The sequence below is a fragment of the Amycolatopsis sp. NPDC104775 genome (assembly GCF_055583325.1).
Genome location: NZ_JBVJOE010000003.1, coordinates 786882 through 804111, shown reverse-complemented (window position 1 = coordinate 804111; position 17230 = coordinate 786882). Strand labels below are relative to the sequence as shown.

Sequence of the window (17230 nt, the reverse complement as noted above, 5' to 3'; positions counted from 1 at the left end):
CCGCAGGGAGGCTTCGTATCGGGGTGCAGGGCCGGGTGTGGCTGCTTGGATGCGTGGGGTTGTTGGGCTGCGGGTGGATGGCGGTCGTGAGGGGAACCCTGAGGGAATCAGAGTTCGTGAGGGTGGCCCTCACGGAACTGGTGCGGGGGTTAGGGGTTGATGTCCCAGTCGCGTTTGTTGCGGCGGTGTTGTTCGGCGAGTTTTTCCAGTGCTTGGGGGTCGCCGTGGGTGCTGAAGTGGTCGAAGCCCACTGCGATGAAAACTGCTCGGGCGTTGACTGCGATCGGGCCGTCTGCGGCGTCTAGGTGGCCGTCTGCGCTGACATAGATCTTGCGGCCTGCGACTCCGTCCAGGCGGGCTTCGATGTACAGGGTGGAGCCGACTGGTACTGGGCGGCGGAAGTCTGTCTCCAGCTTGCCGGTTACCGCGGGGCGGTGCAGCAGGTTTCCTACTGTCGAGCCGAGGGCCTCGTCGAAGGCGCAGGCCAGCAGGCCGCCGTGGGCTAGGCCGGGGGCGCCTTGGTGGGCGGCGGTCACGGTGAACTTCGAGAGCACCCGGTAACCCTCGCCGATGGCGGATCGCAGGTGCAGGCCGTCGTCTACCTCGTCGCCGCAGCCGAAGCATTCGGCGAAGTGTGCGCCTAGTTCGGTGCCGGGGGCCGGGGCCTTCGGGTGGATCTCCGGCGGCTCCACCGGCACTGGCGGCCACGGGCCGGAAACAGGACTCATGCGACGACGTTAACCCGGCGGTAGGACCCGCTCGCACCCGCCCTGACCGGCCCGTCCGTATTTCCTGAGCGCAGGGTAGTCGGAAAATTCCGCACGGTAGAAATTTCGCGACTCATCCTGCCAGCTTGGTTCAACGGGTCAAGACTGGGGAAATGTGCTCCAACGGATGGACCGGGACGTGTGCAGGAGGAGGTCACCGCCGGGATGAGTGAGCCAAAGACGGGGAAACCCGAGGTCGATCAGAGAACAGTCAAACGCGCGGTGATCGCGTCCGCGATGGGTAACGCGACCGAGTGGTACGACTACGGCGTCTTCACCTCGGGTGCGATCGCGACCACTATCGGAACACTGTTCTTCCCCGGCGAGGGCAACGCGGTGCTGAAATCGCTCGCTCTGCTGGCCGTCGGCTTCATCGTGCGACCGTTCGGCGGAGCGTTCTTCGGGCCGTTGGGAGACAAACTCGGCAGGCAGAAGGTTCTCGCGCTCACCATTCTGCTGATGTCCGGCTGCACCTTCCTGGTCGGCGTGCTGCCGACGTACGCGGGCGGTTACAGCATGGGCATCGCGGCACCGATCGCGATCTTGCTGCTGCGCCTCGTCCAGGGTTTCTCGACCGGCGGCGAGTACGGCGGCGCGGCGACGTTCATCGCCGAATACGCGCCGACCAAACGGCGCGGTTTCTTCGGTTCGTTCCTGGAGATGGGCACGCTGGCCGGGTACGTGCTCGGCAACTCGGTCGTGCTGATCACTTTCCTGTCGCTGTCGACCGAACAGTTCAACTCGTGGGGCTGGCGGATCCCGTTCTTCATCGCGCTTCCGATCGGCGCGATCGGGCTCTACCTGCGGTCGAAGCTCGAGGACACGCCGGAGTTCCGCCGGCTCGAGGCGGCGGGCGAAAAGGCGAAGAAGGCTCCGCTCAAGGAGACCATCCAGCGCAACTGGCGGATGATCCTGAACCTGATCGGGATCGTGCTGCTGCTGAACATCGCCGATTACATGCTGCTCACGACAATGCCGACGTACTTCACCAACACCCTGCACATCGGCGACACCGAATCCAGCCTGATCATCATCGGCGTGGAAATCGTGCAGTTCGCGCTGCTGATTCCGCTCGGTGCGCTGTCCGACCGAATCGGCCGGAAACCCCTGCTGCTCACCGCGGCGATCGGGTTCATCGTGCTGAGCTGGCCCAGCATCAAGCTGATGCAGAGCGGCAGCCTGCTGTGGCTGATCGTCGGTTTCCTGGTCGTGGCGATCCTGCTGGCGCTGATGCTGGCGGTCATCGGCTCGACGTTCCCGGCGATGTTCCCGACGCGCGTGCGCTACGGCTCGTTCGCCATCGGTTACAACATCTCGACGTCGCTGTTCGGCGGCACCTGCGGCGTGATCGTCACGGCGTTGATCGACGGCACGGGCAACGCGGACTGGCCGGCCTACTACTTGATCATCGCCGCGCTGATCGCACTGATCCCGATCATCAAGATCCCGGAGACGGCACGGGTTCCGATCGAGCAGATCGACACCGCGGACACCGGCGGCAAGCTGGCCGGCGTCAGCAAGTGAGTCTCTGAGCCAACGCGAAACCGCCCTCCGTCCATTAAGGACAGAGGGCGGTTTCGTATGAAGTCAGCTGTTCTGCGTCGCCTCGACCGCCTGCGGAGTGAAGCGCTTGCGTGCCCAAGCTGCCAGGCCACCGGCGACCACGACGGCGACAACGGTTTCGATCATCAGTGCGACGAGCACCATGGTGCTTCCTCCTCGGGTTCTCGGGCCGGCCAATGGTGTGCCGGCTGAGCGACGGGTTCGACGGCCGCTCCGGCCGCCACTGAGAACATCGCCCCGAAAGCCCGGGATATTTCGTCGAAAACCCACTGAATCCGGTGACGTGCGCCACTCTTGCCGCGGATGCGTTTCAACGAGTGGTCGGGCTGGGTAACGAGGTGCTTCCCGCAGGTGAACCCACAGATACCGGCGCTCGTTCGTTCGTGGTCGGGTACGCCCGGGGAGGCGACCCCGGCCGGGACGTGCCCGCGCGCGGCGCCGACGGCGGCTCCCTGTCCGGCGAGCCTGGGCTCACCTGCGGATCGGGCGTCGGGACCTGCTTCTGACTCGGCGGGACCTTCATCGGCGCGACCGGACTGGACGGGGCGGGCGAGACGGTGGCGAGTCCCGGTCCGGCAGGCATGACCGGCGGAGGCGCGGTCCCGCGGCCCACCGCGAGACCGGCCAGCACGAGCACCGCGACCGTCGCGGCGGAGCTGCCCGCGACCGCCAAACGCTTGCGCCTGCGACGGACGGTGGCACCTCGCACGATCACATCCGCCGCGTCGAGCCGCATGGGCGGGCCGTCCGGCGTCCGCGCGAACAAGGCGCGTGCGGCGTCAGCGGATTCGGTGTCTCCGGTGTCGTCGGAAACCATCTCGTTCACCTCCCTCCAGGGACGGGCAGTGCTTCGAAGTGCGGGCCGAGCCGGGCCCGCAGGGTGGCCAGACCGCGCGCGGCCTGGCTTTTCACCGTGCCGGTCCGGCAGCCGAGTGCCGCCGCGGTCTCCTCGACGGACAGGTCCTCGAAGTACCGCAGCACCAGCACCGCGCGCTGGCGCGGGGCCAACGCGGCGAGTGCCTGCTGGATCAGCTGGTCGTGCTCATTCTCGGCGGCCGGAGCCGGGACGTCAGGTGGTGCGTCGGTGAGCCGCTCCCGTTTCCAGCGGCTGCGGCGGTTTTCCGCGAGGAAAGTACGCAGCACGATTTTGCGCGCGTAAGCGTCGAGCGCGTCGTGCCGGGCCAGCCGCGGCCAGGCGAGGTACAGCTTGAGCAGCGCCGCCTGCGCGAGATCTTCGGCCCGATGCCAGTCCCCGCAGAGCAGGTAGGCAGTGGACCGCAGGCTGTGCGCGCGCTCGCCGAAGTACCGGGCGAACTCGCCGTCCCACGGCGAGCTCGGCCCGGACGCCGGACGGGAGCGGGAGGGCACCGGGTGATCAGCCCCAGACCGAGGGGAGGTGCAGGTCGCCGGTCGGGCCCGCGGGCACGGCGGTCGGAACGCGCTTGCCCGCTTTCGCCGGGTGACCCGGAGTGGCGACTCGCGCGCCCGGGGCGGTGGTCTTGCGGTCCGCGGGCGCCGGAGCGGCGGTGGGAGCAGGAGCGCCGGGCGCGGCGGTGGGGGCACCGGTCTGCTGCGGCGCGGGCTGCGAGACCGACGGCGGGGCGTCCGCGGCGAAAGCGACCGCGCCGCCGGTCAGCGCGCCTCCGGCGAGCAGCAGCGAACCGATGGCGAGAGCGAAGCGAACACGCACGAGTTTCCTCCTGGTTCAGGCGAGCGCCGGGTGGCGCTCCTCTGCTCTAGTCATGCGGTCGGCGGACGCCGGGGTTGCATCGGATTTTTCTTTTTTCCGGCCGGTGCAGGCGAACGGCCGGGGGCGATCGATCGCCCCCGGCCGTCCGGTTGGTGCTTGTTCGGTGGTGCTCAGGCGGCCAGCGCCGACAGCTTGGTCCACGCCGCCCAGTCGTAGGTCCAGTCGCTGTAGTCGCCGTCCTTCGCGCCCAGCTGCTGGGTGCTGCCGGAGATCTCCACCGGATCGCCGGGAAGGACGCTGTCGAAGTAGATCTTCGCGTTGGCCGGCGACAGGTTGAGGCAGCCGTGAGAGATGTTCTTCTTGCCCTGCGCCCAGATCGACCCGGCGAGACCGTGGATGAACTCGCCGTTGTTGGAGATCCGGACCGCCCACGGCACGTTCACGTCGGTGTAGTTGTAGCGCGGGTTGCTCATCGAGTACGTCGCGTGCTTCGACATCACCACGTGCGTGCCGCTGTGCGTGACGCGGCCCGGGTCGGAGTCGAGGCCGTAGCTCACCGGAAAGTCCATCACCTGCTGGCCGTCGCGGATGACCTGCATGGTGTGTTCCTGGGTGTTGCCCTTGACGATCTGCGAGCGGCCGATGGTGAAGCTCGCCGAGACGTCCTGCTTGCCGTAGACGCCGTCGCCCATCGAAACGCCGTAGATGTTGGCCGAGACGACGACCTTTGTGTTCGGCTTGAAGTACTCCTTCGGCCGCCAGTGCACCGAAGTGTCGCCGTTGAGCCACGCCCACGCGCCCTCGGTCTTCGGCGTGGTCTCCACCGACAGCGCGCGCTCGACGGAGGCCTTGTCCTTGACCGCGCTCGGGAACGTGAGCGCGATCGGCATCGCGATGCCGTAGGTCTGCCCGTCGCCGACGTTCAGGCTGCCCTGCATCTGCCTGCGCGGCTTGACCGTGGTGAACGAGCCGGTGATCTGGACCGGCTTGCCGTCCTCCCCGGTGGCCTGGCCGGACCAGGTGTAGGTCTTGCCGTAGCCGAGGTCTTCGGTGCTGCTCCAGCTCTTCTTGTCCGGGGACTGCTGTCCCTGCACCTGTTTGCCGTCGGCGTTCGTGAGCGTGACCGCCCCGATGGTGCCGTTCGCGACGGTCACCTTCGCCGGTGCGCCTGGTGCCACGTCGCCCGCCCCGGATGCGGGCGTAAGCGCCACGGCCGCCGGTTTCACAGGCGTGGCCGGCGCCTCGGTAGGCCCACCGCCCGCGGTCCCGCCCGCGTTCACGCTCGACCCGCCGCTGCTGCACGCCCCGAGCGTCAGCGCGGCGACCAAGCCCAGCACCGCGACGCCGGCCCGGCGGCGTGCGAAGTGTCGGATTGTCACACCGATCCCCAATCTCCCCTTGGTACCCCGAACACCCAGACGTCCCGAGCGGCCTGCACGTTCACTAGAAAAGGTGTGACCAGCATCACACTGCACGGAGTGACCATCACGGAGGCGGTTCGACCGACAGCGCACTGTGCATCGTCGAATTGCGCTGGGTGTACTGGATCAGAGTAGCCGCGAGTCCGACTTCGGTGCGTAGGCGGCGATACGACGTTCCGGTGATGCGCGCACCATGGAACCGATCCTTGCGATCAACGGGGTTCAGATTTGGTGAGATCCCGGTAGGCTGCTGACCAGGCCGTCGTTTTGCGTGTTCGTGGCTTCACACTCGCGGAACTTCTGACGCGAGCCGTGGGGCCGAAAAGCTCTTCGCTCGTCTCGTTGGAACCGCCCGGGACGGCCTGGGTGCCGCTTCGGTGGCATTCGAAGCGGATCTGTTACGAGGAGTACAGCGGTGGCGCAAGGCACTGTGAAGTGGTTCAACGCGGAGAAGGGCTTCGGCTTCATCGCGCAGGACGGCGGCGAAGGCGACGTATTCGTGCACTACTCGGAGATCGAGGGACGCGGCTTCCGCACCCTCGAGGAGAACCAGCGAGTGGAGTTCGAGGTCGGCCAGGGGCAGAAGGGCCCGCAGGCCCAGAAGGTCCGCGCGATCTGAGTCAGGCCCGCGCGTTTTCTCAGGCCTGAATGAAGGGCCCCGACGGGATTTCCCGTCGGGGCCTTTTTTCATTACTGGATCCGTTGTGGGGAATGGTTGGAGAGACGGTTCCCGCGGTTGATCCGGGGCTGGGTTGGAGCGGGTGGTTGGGGGCTGCCGGGTGGCTCGGGTGGGGTTGAGCGGGGCGGTGGGATGCGTCACAGCTTGCGGGGAGGCGGGTGGTGGGCGGGGGCTTGCCGGGGGGCGGGGAGCGGGGCTGGGGTGGTTTGGCGGGGTTGTGTGGGCGGGTTTTTCGGGGCGGGGCACGGGTGGGTGACCCCGGATTGGTTGGTTGCTCGACTGTGGGTGGGTGGGGCTGATCCGGTTCGGTTGAGTGGCGCGGGCGTGGAGTGGGCTCGTGGCCGGATGGGGTGGGCTGGAGTGGGCGACCGGGTTGTTTGCCGGGCAGGTGGCTGGTGCGGGGTTGTCGAGATTGGCAACGGGCGTCGCTTGCGGCAGCTGGTGAGCGCGGCGGGGTTGCCGGGGTGATGACCGGGTCACTGCCGGTTCGCGCGGGTTGCCGGAATTCTGCGGCAGTGGTGGGCGAGGTGGTTGCAGGGCGATGACCGGGGTCGCCTGCGAGGCTGGCGGCTAGGCGGGCTGCCGGATCGGTGACCGGTGTCGTCTGCGGCACAAAGTGAGCGCGGCGGGGTCGCCGGGGCGATGACCGGAGTCGTCTGCGAGGGCTGACGGCTGGCGCGGGACTGCCGGAGTGACTGGCGTCCGCCGCTGGAGCGGGGTCGCGAGGGCTCGATGACCAACGTCGTCAGCGGAGGGGGGCGCGGGGCTGTCGGAGCGACTGGTGTCGACTGCAGGATCAGGTGCGCTGGAGCAGGGTTGCCCGGGCCGACGACCTGCGTCTTCCACGGAGGTTGGCGGCTTAGGCGGGCTGCTGGAGTAGGTGACAAGTATCTGTCGTCCGCGAGAGCTAGTGCGGCTGCCAGAGGCGATGACGGGTGTCATCTGCAGGAGCGAGCGGCTGGAGCCCGGCTGCCCAGGCCGAGGACCGGCGTCGTCAGCGGAGGCTGGCGGCTGGTGCGTGCGACCAGTGTTTCCGCGGGAGCGGGTGGGCGGGGCTGCCGGAGTCGATGACTGGCCGTCTTCCGCGATAGCGGGCGTGCTGGAGCAGGGTTGCCGAAGCCGCTGGCCGGTGTGGTCTGCGGGGCGACGAGGTTGGCCATCTGGTGTCAGCTGCGGAAGCGGGCTGCCGTCCGCAGGAGCTGGCGGTTGGGGCGGAGCCGGATATCCGGATTGGTGGCCGCCCTTGGCTGCCGAGCCTTTACCGCCAATGGAGCGAGGTTCGTGTCGGGGCCTTGTCCAGCCTGCCGCCGCGAGACCTCGCTCGGCTGATCCGCCGCAGCGCCGTGCCACCAGGCCGAGCGCCGCCGCGTCGCAGTTCACCGGGCGCGAGGCCGGGTTCTGCCCTGCCTCAACCTGCCCGGCTCCCCCTGTGGCGAACTATCAGCCGCGCCGTCCCTTTCACATCGGAGCCAAGCCGTCGGCGGCAGAACCCTCGCACTGTCCCGGCCACCGGGAACCCCCCGCCCCAGCAAAGGGAAAACCCCCGGCCGTCGGGGGAAGCCGGGGGTTTTCGTTCAGGGGGCGGGGGATCAGTGCCCGACGAGGGGCTGCTGGTCGAACGCGTCCGCCGGGAAGTGGAATTCGTCGGTCATCGCGTCGGAGTGGCGGCGCTCCTGAGCGGAGGCGGCCTGGCCCTCCCACGAGAGGCGCTCCAGGATCCATTCCTGCGCCAGGGCCTGCGGGGTCAGGTTCCGGGCGACGGCGATGTCCTTGAGCTGCTGGCTGGCGATGAGGTTCATGCGCAGCTGGTAAACCTGCGCGTCGCCGAAGCGGCTGCCGGTTCCGGTGCTCTCCGGGTCGGAGTCCGGGGCGAGCGCGGCGAGGTAGCTGGTGAGCTCCTTGTCCTCGACGACTTCGTCGCCGGCTGCCTTGGCGGCATTGCGATGCCGCCCGCTCGAGACGGCTTTGAGATTCGTGCGGCTGCTGAGGCGGCCGAGGGAGGGAAGAGGCACGCCGACACGATAACGGTTGGGTCTCGGCAAAGAAACCACTGTGAGCCACGACACACGCATTTCCGTACTCGGCAAGCCTAATTCGATCACCTGTTCAGCCCAGTCGGTAAACGCATTTCGCGACTGTCTGTTGATCAGGGGTACGGAGAGTGGATCCGCAGGTCAGCACCAGTGTGCGGAAATGGAGAGACCCCCGCGCCAGGGGGAGGAACGCGGGGGTCGGAGGGGATCTCCACAGGCGCTGACCGGGGGTGTGTCAGCAACACCGATTGTTGCACGAGTTCCGGGGATCGGCGAGGGGAAGCCGCGAGAAATCGTTCTGCGCGATCTTGGAATGCTTTACCAGGGGAGCTTCGGAGAGTGTTCACAGGTTCACTCTCCGGGGGGCTGCCGGTGCCGCTCGCCGCTGGTTAGCCTCGCGGCCAGTTGTTGCGAACCGCGCGGAGGGGCCATGAGCGGATCGGTCGAAGTTCGTCAGTTCCTCCTTCGGTACGAAGGTGCCGACGGGGGAAGCACGTCACTGTCCGGCGGAGTGCCGGCGCAGCGCGGGTCGTCGGAAGGGCAACGGGTCTCCGACGACCAGGTCCGCCGAGCCCGCTTGGCCGTCGCGGCCGGTGCGCTGGACGTCGAGGACTGTGCGCAGTTGCTGGAGATGCTCGGGCTGACTCCGGGCGACGACGGCCAGGCGCCCGTGCAGCGCTGACCCTGGCGTGAGCTCGGCTTGTCCAGGACGGACTGGCTGGGTCGGCTCGACGTGAGCCGGTTTGCCGGGGCGGGAGTCGCCGTGAACTCGTGTCTCGCTGGCCGGGACCGCGGGCTGGCAGGCCTGGATTCTCGGAGGGCGGGCCTGTCTCCGGCGTAGAGTGGCGTGGCACACACCGATCGCCTGGCTCGGCTTCGCAGGGGGCGATCGGCGCTAAGCGGCGGAACCAGCTCGTCGAGGTGGACGTTACCGCAGGTCGGAGGCTTGCTGATCGCTTAAGGAACCCCCGGTGCACGGCCCCTGGAACGTGCCCTATGCTTGTAATCGCTCCCAGGGGAACACCTGAGAGCGCGGTCGGTCGGTACACCGAAACCGACCGGGCTCCCATCGTTCAGCGGCCTAGGACTCCGCCCTTTCAAGGCGGCAACGCGGGTTCGAATCCCGTTGGGAGTACGCAGTACCAGTAAGGCCCTGTGGCGCAGTTGGTTAGCGCGTCGCCCTGTCACGGCGAAGGTCGCGGGTTCGAGTCCCGTCAGGGTCGCAAGATCGTTCGGCTCCTAGCCGGCGTTCCCGGCCAGGTAGCTCAGTTGGTACGAGCGTCCGCCTGAAAAGCGGAAGGTCGCCGGTTCGACCCCGGCCCTGGCCACAGCCGTAGAAGCCGTCTTGACCCACGTCAAGGCGGCTTCTTGTGTCTGAGGCTGATCTTGGCCGTGGCCGTTGTTGACCGCAGGTTGCCGTCGCTAGTTGTACGTGTGTTACACGGCCGAAGCCTGTCGGTGCCGGTGACTAGCATCACTTCATGGATCTCGGATGGATTGGTCAAGCTGCACCGGTCGCCGCAGCGGGCGTTACTGCAGCTCGGGTGGACCAAGGGACAGCGTCGGACGCGAGCCAACATCAGATACGACGCCGAGACATTGAAGGAGCTCCCCGAAGAGTTCGGATGCTCACAAGGCCCTGTCGCAGCATCTCTGGGATCAGATCGCAGCCATGGCCGAGGTCGAACGGGAAGGCACTCGGAACAAGTTCGGGGCTCTGTGGTGCTTCATCTTCGTCCTCGCCTTGGGTTATGGCGGGATCTTGCTGTACCTAGTCGATCAGTGGTGGTCGATGCTCATCGCGATGGTCATGTTCTTCTTCGTAATTGTCTTCCTCTTCATGGGGTTCGACTACGTAGTTCTGGCAAGCGGGACAGCAAGGGCAACCGACCGACAGACAAGACGAAGGCGACGTGACGTGGGAAGTCTCGACCTCAGTCCTGCGCTTACCCTCGCCCCCGCCGCAGTTAGAGCCGGATCGTCGGTGTCAAGGGTGAGTGCAGCTCATCGCGCAGCGACGCCGCAGGCGCCCTTGATGGCGGCGGGCCGGTGTTAAAGGATCGCCTGCGAGGGAGTGGCCACAGCCTCCCTGTCGCCGTCCCCGGCTCGAACGCCTTCTATGTCGGCTCTGTCGGCCGCTTCGCCCGAACTGGTCATCGATCTTGGGTGCTCGCTCGTGCGGCCGTAGAGTGCAGGACGCGGCACCCGAGAGCATCGGCGTTGAGCAGGGCCAAACTCCGCGCGCGATGTGACCGGGTGCTGCGTTCTTGCTCATGGGGTGGCGCCGTCGGCGGCGCTGCGCACAAGGTGACCTCCGGCGGCCCGCCTGCGGCCGGCGGCCGGAGCGGAGCGGCAGGCCGTCCGTGCCGCACTTGGGCGGGGCCGCCGCGCGGCCTCGATGTGCGCCGCCGACGGCGGTGCCTTGATCCCCTAGAGCCAAGTTCGGCAGGGACTAAGGCTGCAGTCTCGGATGACGATGCGATGTCTCCATGCGTGGTTCGGTTGGCCGCATAACCCAGGGGCAAGGGTGTGATCAGCTTGAGCCTTACCGGCGGGAGCATGCAGGTCAGGAGCCATGCTTGGTGTGCAACGGGCATGTTGCCCCGCAGCTACATCTGGTGTTCGAGCCCAACCCTTGACTCGAGTAAGGTGATCGTTGCTGTAGCACACGAAAGTAGAGGTAGGGACCAAGAGTGGCGTACGACCGAACGGAGGGTGATGGTCAACATGAAATGTTCGCTCTCGGCACTCTTGCTCGAACTCCCCGCCCGAAGCTTTCCCCAAAACGTCCGCGGCTCGAAGTAGAGGGCTTGGCGGATGTGTTCCCTTACTACGCAGGCTTCTCTTTTGAGTGGGCAAAGGATCACCTGAGGCACGCCGCTAGCTCGGAGACGGAAGTCATTCTCGACCCGTGGAACGGCAGCGGTACTACTACGCTCGCTGCACAGGATATCGGAATCCGGTCTATAGGATTGGACCTCAACCCGATCGCGAACGTGGTTGCGAGACTGCGCGCGAACGCCGCTGAAGGTATAGCGGTATCTGCAGCTCCGGTGAGAACGACGTCTCGTAAAAGGAGTGGTGATCCGCTCATGGCATGGCTAACTCCACGTGCAGCGAACCGGGCACGCTCCTGGGTGCGCTCACTCGACGGGCTAGCTAATTCGACTTCGACATTAGGTATTGTTTCGATCTTTCGTGTGGTTCGCCAACTGACTAAGAAATTTGAAGGCAGTAACCCTACTTGGGTTCGACGAGCTGGTGACGCCAATGACCTTGTTGACATCAGTCCTCGCGATCTAGATGAAATGATCATTTCCGATCAGTATGCGCTGATGGAGCGAATTAAAGATAGTCGCGTCCAGTCTAATGCTGCAGTTAACTTGCTAACCGGCTCCTCGGCGAGCTTGCCATTGCAAGATAATTGCGTCGACTTAGTGCTAACTTCTCCGCCATATTTGACGAGAATCGATTATGCCGTTTCTTACTCGCGAGAACTTGCGGTCCTAGGCGTTGATATATCTGTCGATCGCCGGCTTAGGTCATCCCTTATGGGTACAACATTGATTCGTCCCTCTGCAACTGAATTGACTACGTATGGCGACCTTGCGAATGACCTAGTTCGTCAGGTATCCGAGCATAAAAGTAAGGCTTCATCAGGCTATTATCGCAAGCAAGTAGTGCAATACTTGGATGACCTGGTTGGTAGCCTAAGCGAGATAGACCGGGTGTGCAGAAAAGAAGCAACACTAATTCTTGTCGTGCAAGACTCGTACTACAAGGATGTTGCGGTTAGGCTTGCTGATATATGTGAAGAAGAGGTCATTTCCCGTGGCTGGTCGGTCTCCGGAAGAGAAGAATTTGAGGTAAGTCGGAGCCTTACTACAGTTAATAAGGCTGCTCAGGCTTACGTAAAGGGTAAGGTGTCTGAGACGGTTCTCACGCTCAGAAAGGGGTAGTTCCGCGTATGGCGCGACCAGATGAGTCAGAAGACATCATCGGTGAGGTTGACGAGAAGATAACTGCTGTTCGCACCAGTTCGCTTGACTTTTCATTCAACGAATTGGCGGACATGCATGCTTCTGGCGAACTCATCATCGATCCTGAGTTTCAGCGAATGTTTCGTTGGAGCGAAGGGGCGCAATCACGTTTCATCGAATCTCTCTTACTCGAACTGCCGATTCCGCCGATTTTCCTGATTGAACGAGAAGATCGTATCTACGAGTTGATCGACGGTCTACAACGCCTGTCTTCGTACCTGCACTTCACCAGCAGGTTGGCACCCGAAGGTAAACCACTACCGCCACTCGAACTTTCTGATTGCGATATTATTGAAAAGCTCAATGGGTATTCTTATGAGTCGCTTCCCCGTCCCCTAAAGATTAAGTTGCGGCGAAGCTATGTTCGAGCGGAAATCTTGCGCAAAGAAAGTGATCCGCGGCTGCGTTACTATATGTTTAAGCGCTTGAATACTGGTGGCGCGATACTGTCTCAGCAAGAAATTCGCAACGCAACAATCAAGCTACTGTCGAACGATTTCAATAGCTTTATTATCGACCTGAGCCAAAATTCCGACTTTGTCACTTGTACAAGTATTATTTCTGTAGATGCGCGAAGCAGAAAGTTCGATCAAGAACTGGTTCTGCGGTTCTTTGCGCTGAAGAACGACTTCTCAAGTTATGTCCACGACGTTAGCGAATTCTTGACAGACTACATGGAGAAGGTTTCAGATCCTGCTGATTCAACGGACTTTGACTTCGACTCAGAACGCGTCGCATTCGTGAAAACCTTCTCGATCTTGAAAGCGATTAGCGATCTTCTGAACATAGATTCCAGGATCTTTGGGACAATTGGCAGAGGAGGCAATGAACCCCGAAGTCAGTTCTCGGTTTATCATTTTGAAGGCCTTACACTGGGCCTGCAAAGTGTTCTGTCTAGGGTGGACTTGGAAAATGATGAGCAGATCGAAAAGTTGGCCGAAGTTGTACGTGAAGGAAAGTCGGATCAAGAGTTCTTGAAGCATGGCGGCGCTGGAAAGAACTACAGAAACCCGACCCGTTCTCGAATTGAGTACTTCTCGGATAGATTTTTGGCGGCGCTCCGTTGAATATAGAGGACTTGCGTACTGCTCTAGAGGAGGACCTTGCGTGGCGCTTGGATGAATTGCGCCACCTAAGGAACGAACTCCTAGGACGTCGCGAACCAGAAGAATGGCCAGCATCTGCATTACGGGCGATTCTCGTAATGCAGTACGCGCACCTCGAAGGCTTCGCGCGTAACGCCTTCTCTCTATATGTTTCCGCTATAAACTCCAGGTCGTTGCAGTCGGATGAAGTTCATCCACAATTAGCAGCCTCTGCTTTGATAGCTGAGTTTGACGCTTTGAGGCTGGGCAACGCGTCGGAGCAAGAAAGTGAGTCTGGCCGCCTGAGTCGGCGCGCTAGGCAGCAAGTCGAATTCATCGAGAAGATGCGTGATGCATATCAATCACCAGTGAGTATAGATGCGGAGGCTGCCGTTTCGATGGAAATGAACTTCGGGAGTGATGTGCTGCGTAGAACACTTTATCGATTGGCTATTCCTGATGACAAAGTTGATAAAAGCTACTATTCCTCGCTTGAGTTTGTGCGAAACGCTAGAAATGATATTGCTCACGGAAGTCGCAAAAAGAGAATCGCAGCTGGCCTATTCGATGCACATAGAAAAAAGTGTGAAACATTCATGAATGACCTGGCTAGGTTGATAACTTCGGCTGTGCGCGAGGAGTGGTTCCGGGTGGCAGAGAAGGCGAGTTAGCTGCGACCAATGGCGTGGGCTAGCGAGCTGGCGGCTAGACGGCTCAGTGCGGACTTGCCGCGTCGTTGGAAGCACTCCCCAGGGAGTGCGTGAGCGGTTGGGGACGGCAGAGAGGCTGTTTTCCGCAGATGATGCGCAGGTGCTCGCTGCGGCTGGCCTTGTTCACGACATTGGGTACGCACCGGACCTGGCGGTCACAGGCCTGCATGCGCTGTATGGTGCGCGGTATCTCCGGGAGGTCGAGGCTCCGGAGCGGTTGTGCGCGTTGGTTGCGCATCATTCGGCGGCTTACCTAGAGGCGGAACTACGGGGCCTGGTCAACGAGCTGGCCGACTGGACCGACGAGCGGACGCCGCTGAGGGACGCCCTGTGGTGGGCCGACATGACGACGTCGCCAGATGGACAAGTCGTGACGTTCGAGGAACGCACGAAGGAGATTCAGCAGCGGTACGGACCGGACGACGTCGTGTCGACCTTCATCCAGATAGCGCGGCCGGAGTTGGCGGGTGCCGTCGAGCGGACAGAAGCTCGGTTACGGGCGGCTGGTATCGACTACGTGTAAAACGGCTGGTTGGCACCCTCGAAGCCGCGGTCGTTCACCGTCGTGGACGTCGCTACCGGGAAGGTCGTCTTCACTGGCAGCCCGCAGCCTGCGGTGCGGGTCCCGGGGTGGGACGGCCGGTATTACTGGGCCGCGGACTTCTCCGCGCTGAAGACCGAGGGCGAGTACGTCCTGCTCGCCGCGGATGGGCGGTCTCAGCCGTTTCGTATCACTCCGCTGGTGCTTGAGCGGTACACGCTCTCCCACGTCGTGCACTACTTCAAGGGCACCCGCAGCTCGGACCGGTTCGATCGCCAGGACCGGCAAGCGCCGATCGGTCCCAAGGGCTCGCAGGTCATGGACGCGCACGGCGGCTGGTACGACGCGACGGGCGACTTCGGCAAGCATTTCACGCAGCTGTCAGACCGCAGCTACTTCAACACTCTCCAGATTCCGCTCACCGCCTGGGTGCTGGCCAAGGCGTACCAACGGCTCACTGCGCGGGGTGACACCAACTTCACCCAATTGCGGACCTGGCTAGCCGACGAAGCGCTGTTCGGCGCTGACTACTTGCACCGGGTGAAGCTCGCGGACGGCACATTCGTCACGTCGGTGATCCAGCCTGGACCGCCGAAGGATCCGAAGCTGCGGTACGTCCTGGCGAACAGCGACGGCGAACCGGTCCAGGTGAATTACCGCGAAGGCGGCGGGGTTGCGATCGCGGCACTGGCTGCGGCGACCACGCTGGACGCGTCGGGCGACTACTCACACGAGGATTATCTGGCGACAGCGGAAGCCGCGTTCAGCTTCTTGGAGCAGCACAACGTCGAGATGACCAATGACGGCAAGGAAAACATCCAGGACGACTACGGTGCGTTGCTGGCGGCGGTCGAGTTGTATCAGGCGACTAAGAAGCCAGTGTACCGCGAGGCGGCGGATCGTCGGGCACACAACCTGTTGCGGCGCTTGGTTTCCTGGAAGTCCTACCGGGACTACTGGCGGGCGGACGACGGCGACCGGCCGTACTTCCATCCCTCGGACGCTGGTCTTCCGGTGATCAGCCTGCTCGCGTACGCCGAGATCGCTGACGCGGCAACGGTTTCCGCCATTCTGGACGTAGTGCGGCGGTCGCTGGAGTTCGAACTCGCGGTGACTGCCGAGGTGCCTAACCCGTTTGGGTATGCGCGGAATCTTGTGCAAGATGGGGAGGGTAAGAGGTATAGCTCATTTTTCTTCCCGCACAACGTCACGCCGCGAGTGAAAGATCAGTGGTGGCAGGGTGAGAACGCGCGGATCGCGTCGCTGGCGACCGCGGCTCGGCTTGCCGCGCAACGGTTTTCCGGCGAGTTCGCGGCACGCCTGCGGTCGTACGCGGCTGACCAGCTGAACTGGATCTGCGGCAGCAACCCGTACGGCGTGTGCATGCTGGACGGGAGCGGCCACGCCAACCCGCAGTACGGCTGGCTCGGGTCGTGGCAGTTCCTGCCGACGGCGGGCGGGATTGTCAACGGCATCACCGGCTTGAACGAGGATGGCAGCGGAATCGCATGGGATCGCGGGTACGTGGTCACTGGAAAGGACGATGACTGGCGGTGGGATGAACAGTGGCTGCCGCATTCGACGTGGTATCTGTACGCGGTCGCGGTGGGGGATTGAGCTGGGTCGCCGATACGGTGGGTGATCGGGAGTCGGCGGTTGGGCGGCTGGTACGGCTTGGATTCCGGCGCTGGCAAGGGTGAGGAAGGCTTGCTGGCGCCAGCTCTTCCTGCGGTGCCAGAGCAACGGGCTTGGAAACCTGGCGGTGCCCGGCCGGGTTATGTCGGGCTGGGTGTGCTCGCGGTTGTTGGTTCTGCGGGGGCTTGGCCTGCCTCGGCGTGAGTGCGCCGTGCCTTGCTTAGCGCGGGATGCTCGCGCTCGCTGGTTCAGCGCGGGCCGGAAAACTGGGCGGGGCTTGGAGCAGGTCGGGTCCGTCGTGGCTGGTCTCAAGTGCGGCGAAGGGCTGGCGGGGTGGCCGAGCCATTGTGGTCCGCGAGGTTTTCGGAAGAGGAGAGGCTGCCGGATAGGCGCGGTGGTGCTCGATACGAGCGGCACCGTGGCCCATCGTCGCGGGGCTGGTCTGCGGACCTCTCGCACGCGAAGCGTGTCGAAACTTGGCTGGTGCGGAGTTGGTTGCCGTCGTAGCCGGTCGGAGGCGGTAGTTGGTCGGGCTGCGGATTTGGCAGGTGCTTGGCGCCGAGCCGCACCGTGGTCCGCTCGTCGAGGATGCTCACGGTTGCTGGTCAGCGGGTCGTAAAACTGGGCCGGTCCCGAGCTGGTTGCCGTCGTAGCCGGTCGCAGGCGGTAGTTGGCCAGGCTGCGGATGCTTGCGGTTGCTGGTCAGCGGGCCGTGAAACTGGGCCGGTCCGGAGCTAGTAGCCGTCGTAGCAGGTGGCCGGGGCTGCGGCTTTGGCAAGTGCTTGGCGCGAACCGCACCGTGACCGGTCCGCTGTGGATGTTCACGGTGCTGCTTCGGCGGACCTTGCAATGAACCCCGGGACCGGTTGCCATAGTGCGGGTTCGTCGCAGCCGATCGCAGTTGTCGGTTCAACGGCGGACGTTGGAAGCGAGAACCAGGTCGTGGGGGGGGGGGGGGGAGGGGGGGGGGGGGAGGGGGCAAACAAGACGCGAGATGAAGGATCTGATGAAGAGGGCAGGCATCCAGAGAAAGGGGGGTATCCCTAATCCCACGTGGGTGTTGGTG

General features: G+C 63.9%; 14 protein-coding genes and 3 tRNA genes. 11 read left to right on the top strand and 6 right to left on the bottom strand.

The features are described from left to right. Positions 1 to 149: 149 nt before the first annotated feature. Positions 150 to 728 (bottom strand): PaaI family thioesterase, encoded by a 579-nt coding sequence (locus ACZ63D_RS17860; protein ID WP_465355391.1) that lies wholly within the window; start codon positions 726 to 728, stop codon positions 150 to 152. A gap of 204 nt (positions 729 to 932) precedes the next feature. Between ACZ63D_RS17860 and ACZ63D_RS17855 the strand changes: the two genes are divergently transcribed. Continuing rightward, positions 933 to 2291: an MFS transporter gene (locus ACZ63D_RS17855; RefSeq protein ID WP_465355390.1), complete on the top strand. Its 1359-nt coding sequence runs from the start codon at positions 933 to 935 to the stop codon at positions 2289 to 2291. A 349-nt stretch (positions 2292 to 2640) separates the two neighbouring features. Here the strand turns inward: ACZ63D_RS17855 and ACZ63D_RS17850 are convergent, their stop codons facing one another. From ACZ63D_RS17850 to ACZ63D_RS17835, 4 genes are all read right to left on the bottom strand, one after another. Beyond that, entirely contained in the window at positions 2641 to 3147 is a 507-nt protein-coding gene (locus tag ACZ63D_RS17850) for a hypothetical protein (RefSeq protein ID WP_465355389.1), read from the bottom strand. A gap of 5 nt (positions 3148 to 3152) precedes the next feature. Next, on the bottom strand, positions 3153 to 3698 hold the full coding sequence (locus ACZ63D_RS17845; protein WP_465355388.1) for a SigE family RNA polymerase sigma factor: 546 nt from the start codon (positions 3696 to 3698) through the stop codon (positions 3153 to 3155). 7 nt (positions 3699 to 3705) lie between these two features. Next, the gene (locus ACZ63D_RS17840; RefSeq protein ID WP_465355387.1) at positions 3706 to 4020 is read right to left on the bottom strand and encodes a hypothetical protein; all 315 of its coding nucleotides are present in this window, start codon (positions 4018 to 4020) and stop codon (positions 3706 to 3708) included. Positions 4021 to 4190: 170 nt separating this feature from the next. After that, the gene (locus ACZ63D_RS17835; protein WP_465355386.1) at positions 4191 to 5399 is read right to left on the bottom strand and encodes a L,D-transpeptidase; all 1209 of its coding nucleotides are present in this window, start codon (positions 5397 to 5399) and stop codon (positions 4191 to 4193) included. Between the two features lie 457 nt (positions 5400 to 5856). On the opposite strand from ACZ63D_RS17835, the gene ACZ63D_RS17830 reads away from it, so the two are divergent. Beyond that, positions 5857 to 6060 (top strand): cold-shock protein, encoded by a 204-nt coding sequence (locus tag ACZ63D_RS17830; RefSeq protein WP_003097368.1) that lies wholly within the window; start codon positions 5857 to 5859, stop codon positions 6058 to 6060. 1649 nt (positions 6061 to 7709) lie between these two features. Here ACZ63D_RS17830 and ACZ63D_RS17825 read toward each other — a convergent pair. Beyond that, entirely contained in the window at positions 7710 to 8132 is a 423-nt protein-coding gene (locus tag ACZ63D_RS17825; RefSeq protein ID WP_465355385.1) for a hypothetical protein, read from the bottom strand. A 451-nt stretch (positions 8133 to 8583) separates the two neighbouring features. Here ACZ63D_RS17825 and ACZ63D_RS17820 point away from each other — a divergent pair, with 451 nt between their 5' ends. From ACZ63D_RS17820 to ACZ63D_RS17780, 9 genes are all read left to right on the top strand, one after another. After that, on the top strand, positions 8584 to 8835 hold the full coding sequence (locus ACZ63D_RS17820; protein ID WP_465355384.1) for a hypothetical protein: 252 nt from the start codon (positions 8584 to 8586) through the stop codon (positions 8833 to 8835). A gap of 380 nt (positions 8836 to 9215) precedes the next feature. Then, a tRNA-Glu gene (locus ACZ63D_RS17815) sits at positions 9216 to 9288 on the top strand. 14 nt (positions 9289 to 9302) lie between these two features. Further along, positions 9303 to 9376, top strand: a tRNA-Asp gene (locus tag ACZ63D_RS17810). Positions 9377 to 9407: 31 nt separating this feature from the next. Continuing rightward, a tRNA-Phe gene (locus ACZ63D_RS17805) sits at positions 9408 to 9481 on the top strand. Between the two features lie 1365 nt (positions 9482 to 10846). Further along, positions 10847 to 12112, top strand: coding sequence for a DNA methyltransferase (locus ACZ63D_RS17800; protein ID WP_465355383.1), 1266 nt, complete (start codon positions 10847 to 10849; stop codon positions 12110 to 12112). Positions 12113 to 12120: 8 nt separating this feature from the next. Further along, on the top strand, positions 12121 to 13260 hold the full coding sequence (locus tag ACZ63D_RS17795; RefSeq protein WP_465355382.1) for a DUF262 domain-containing protein: 1140 nt from the start codon (positions 12121 to 12123) through the stop codon (positions 13258 to 13260). Then, positions 13257 to 13949, top strand: coding sequence for an MAE_28990/MAE_18760 family HEPN-like nuclease (locus ACZ63D_RS17790; RefSeq protein ID WP_465355381.1), 693 nt, complete (start codon positions 13257 to 13259; stop codon positions 13947 to 13949). The genes ACZ63D_RS17795 and ACZ63D_RS17790 overlap by 4 nt, the downstream gene beginning before the upstream one ends. A gap of 85 nt (positions 13950 to 14034) precedes the next feature. Then, positions 14035 to 14511: an HD domain-containing protein gene (locus ACZ63D_RS17785; RefSeq protein ID WP_465355380.1), complete on the top strand. Its 477-nt coding sequence runs from the start codon at positions 14035 to 14037 to the stop codon at positions 14509 to 14511. Positions 14512 to 14520: 9 nt separating this feature from the next. Beyond that, complete coding sequence (locus ACZ63D_RS17780; RefSeq protein WP_465355379.1) at positions 14521 to 16146, top strand: glycoside hydrolase family 9 protein; 1626 nt, start codon at positions 14521 to 14523, stop codon at positions 16144 to 16146. Positions 16147 to 17230: the final 1084 nt, after the last annotated feature.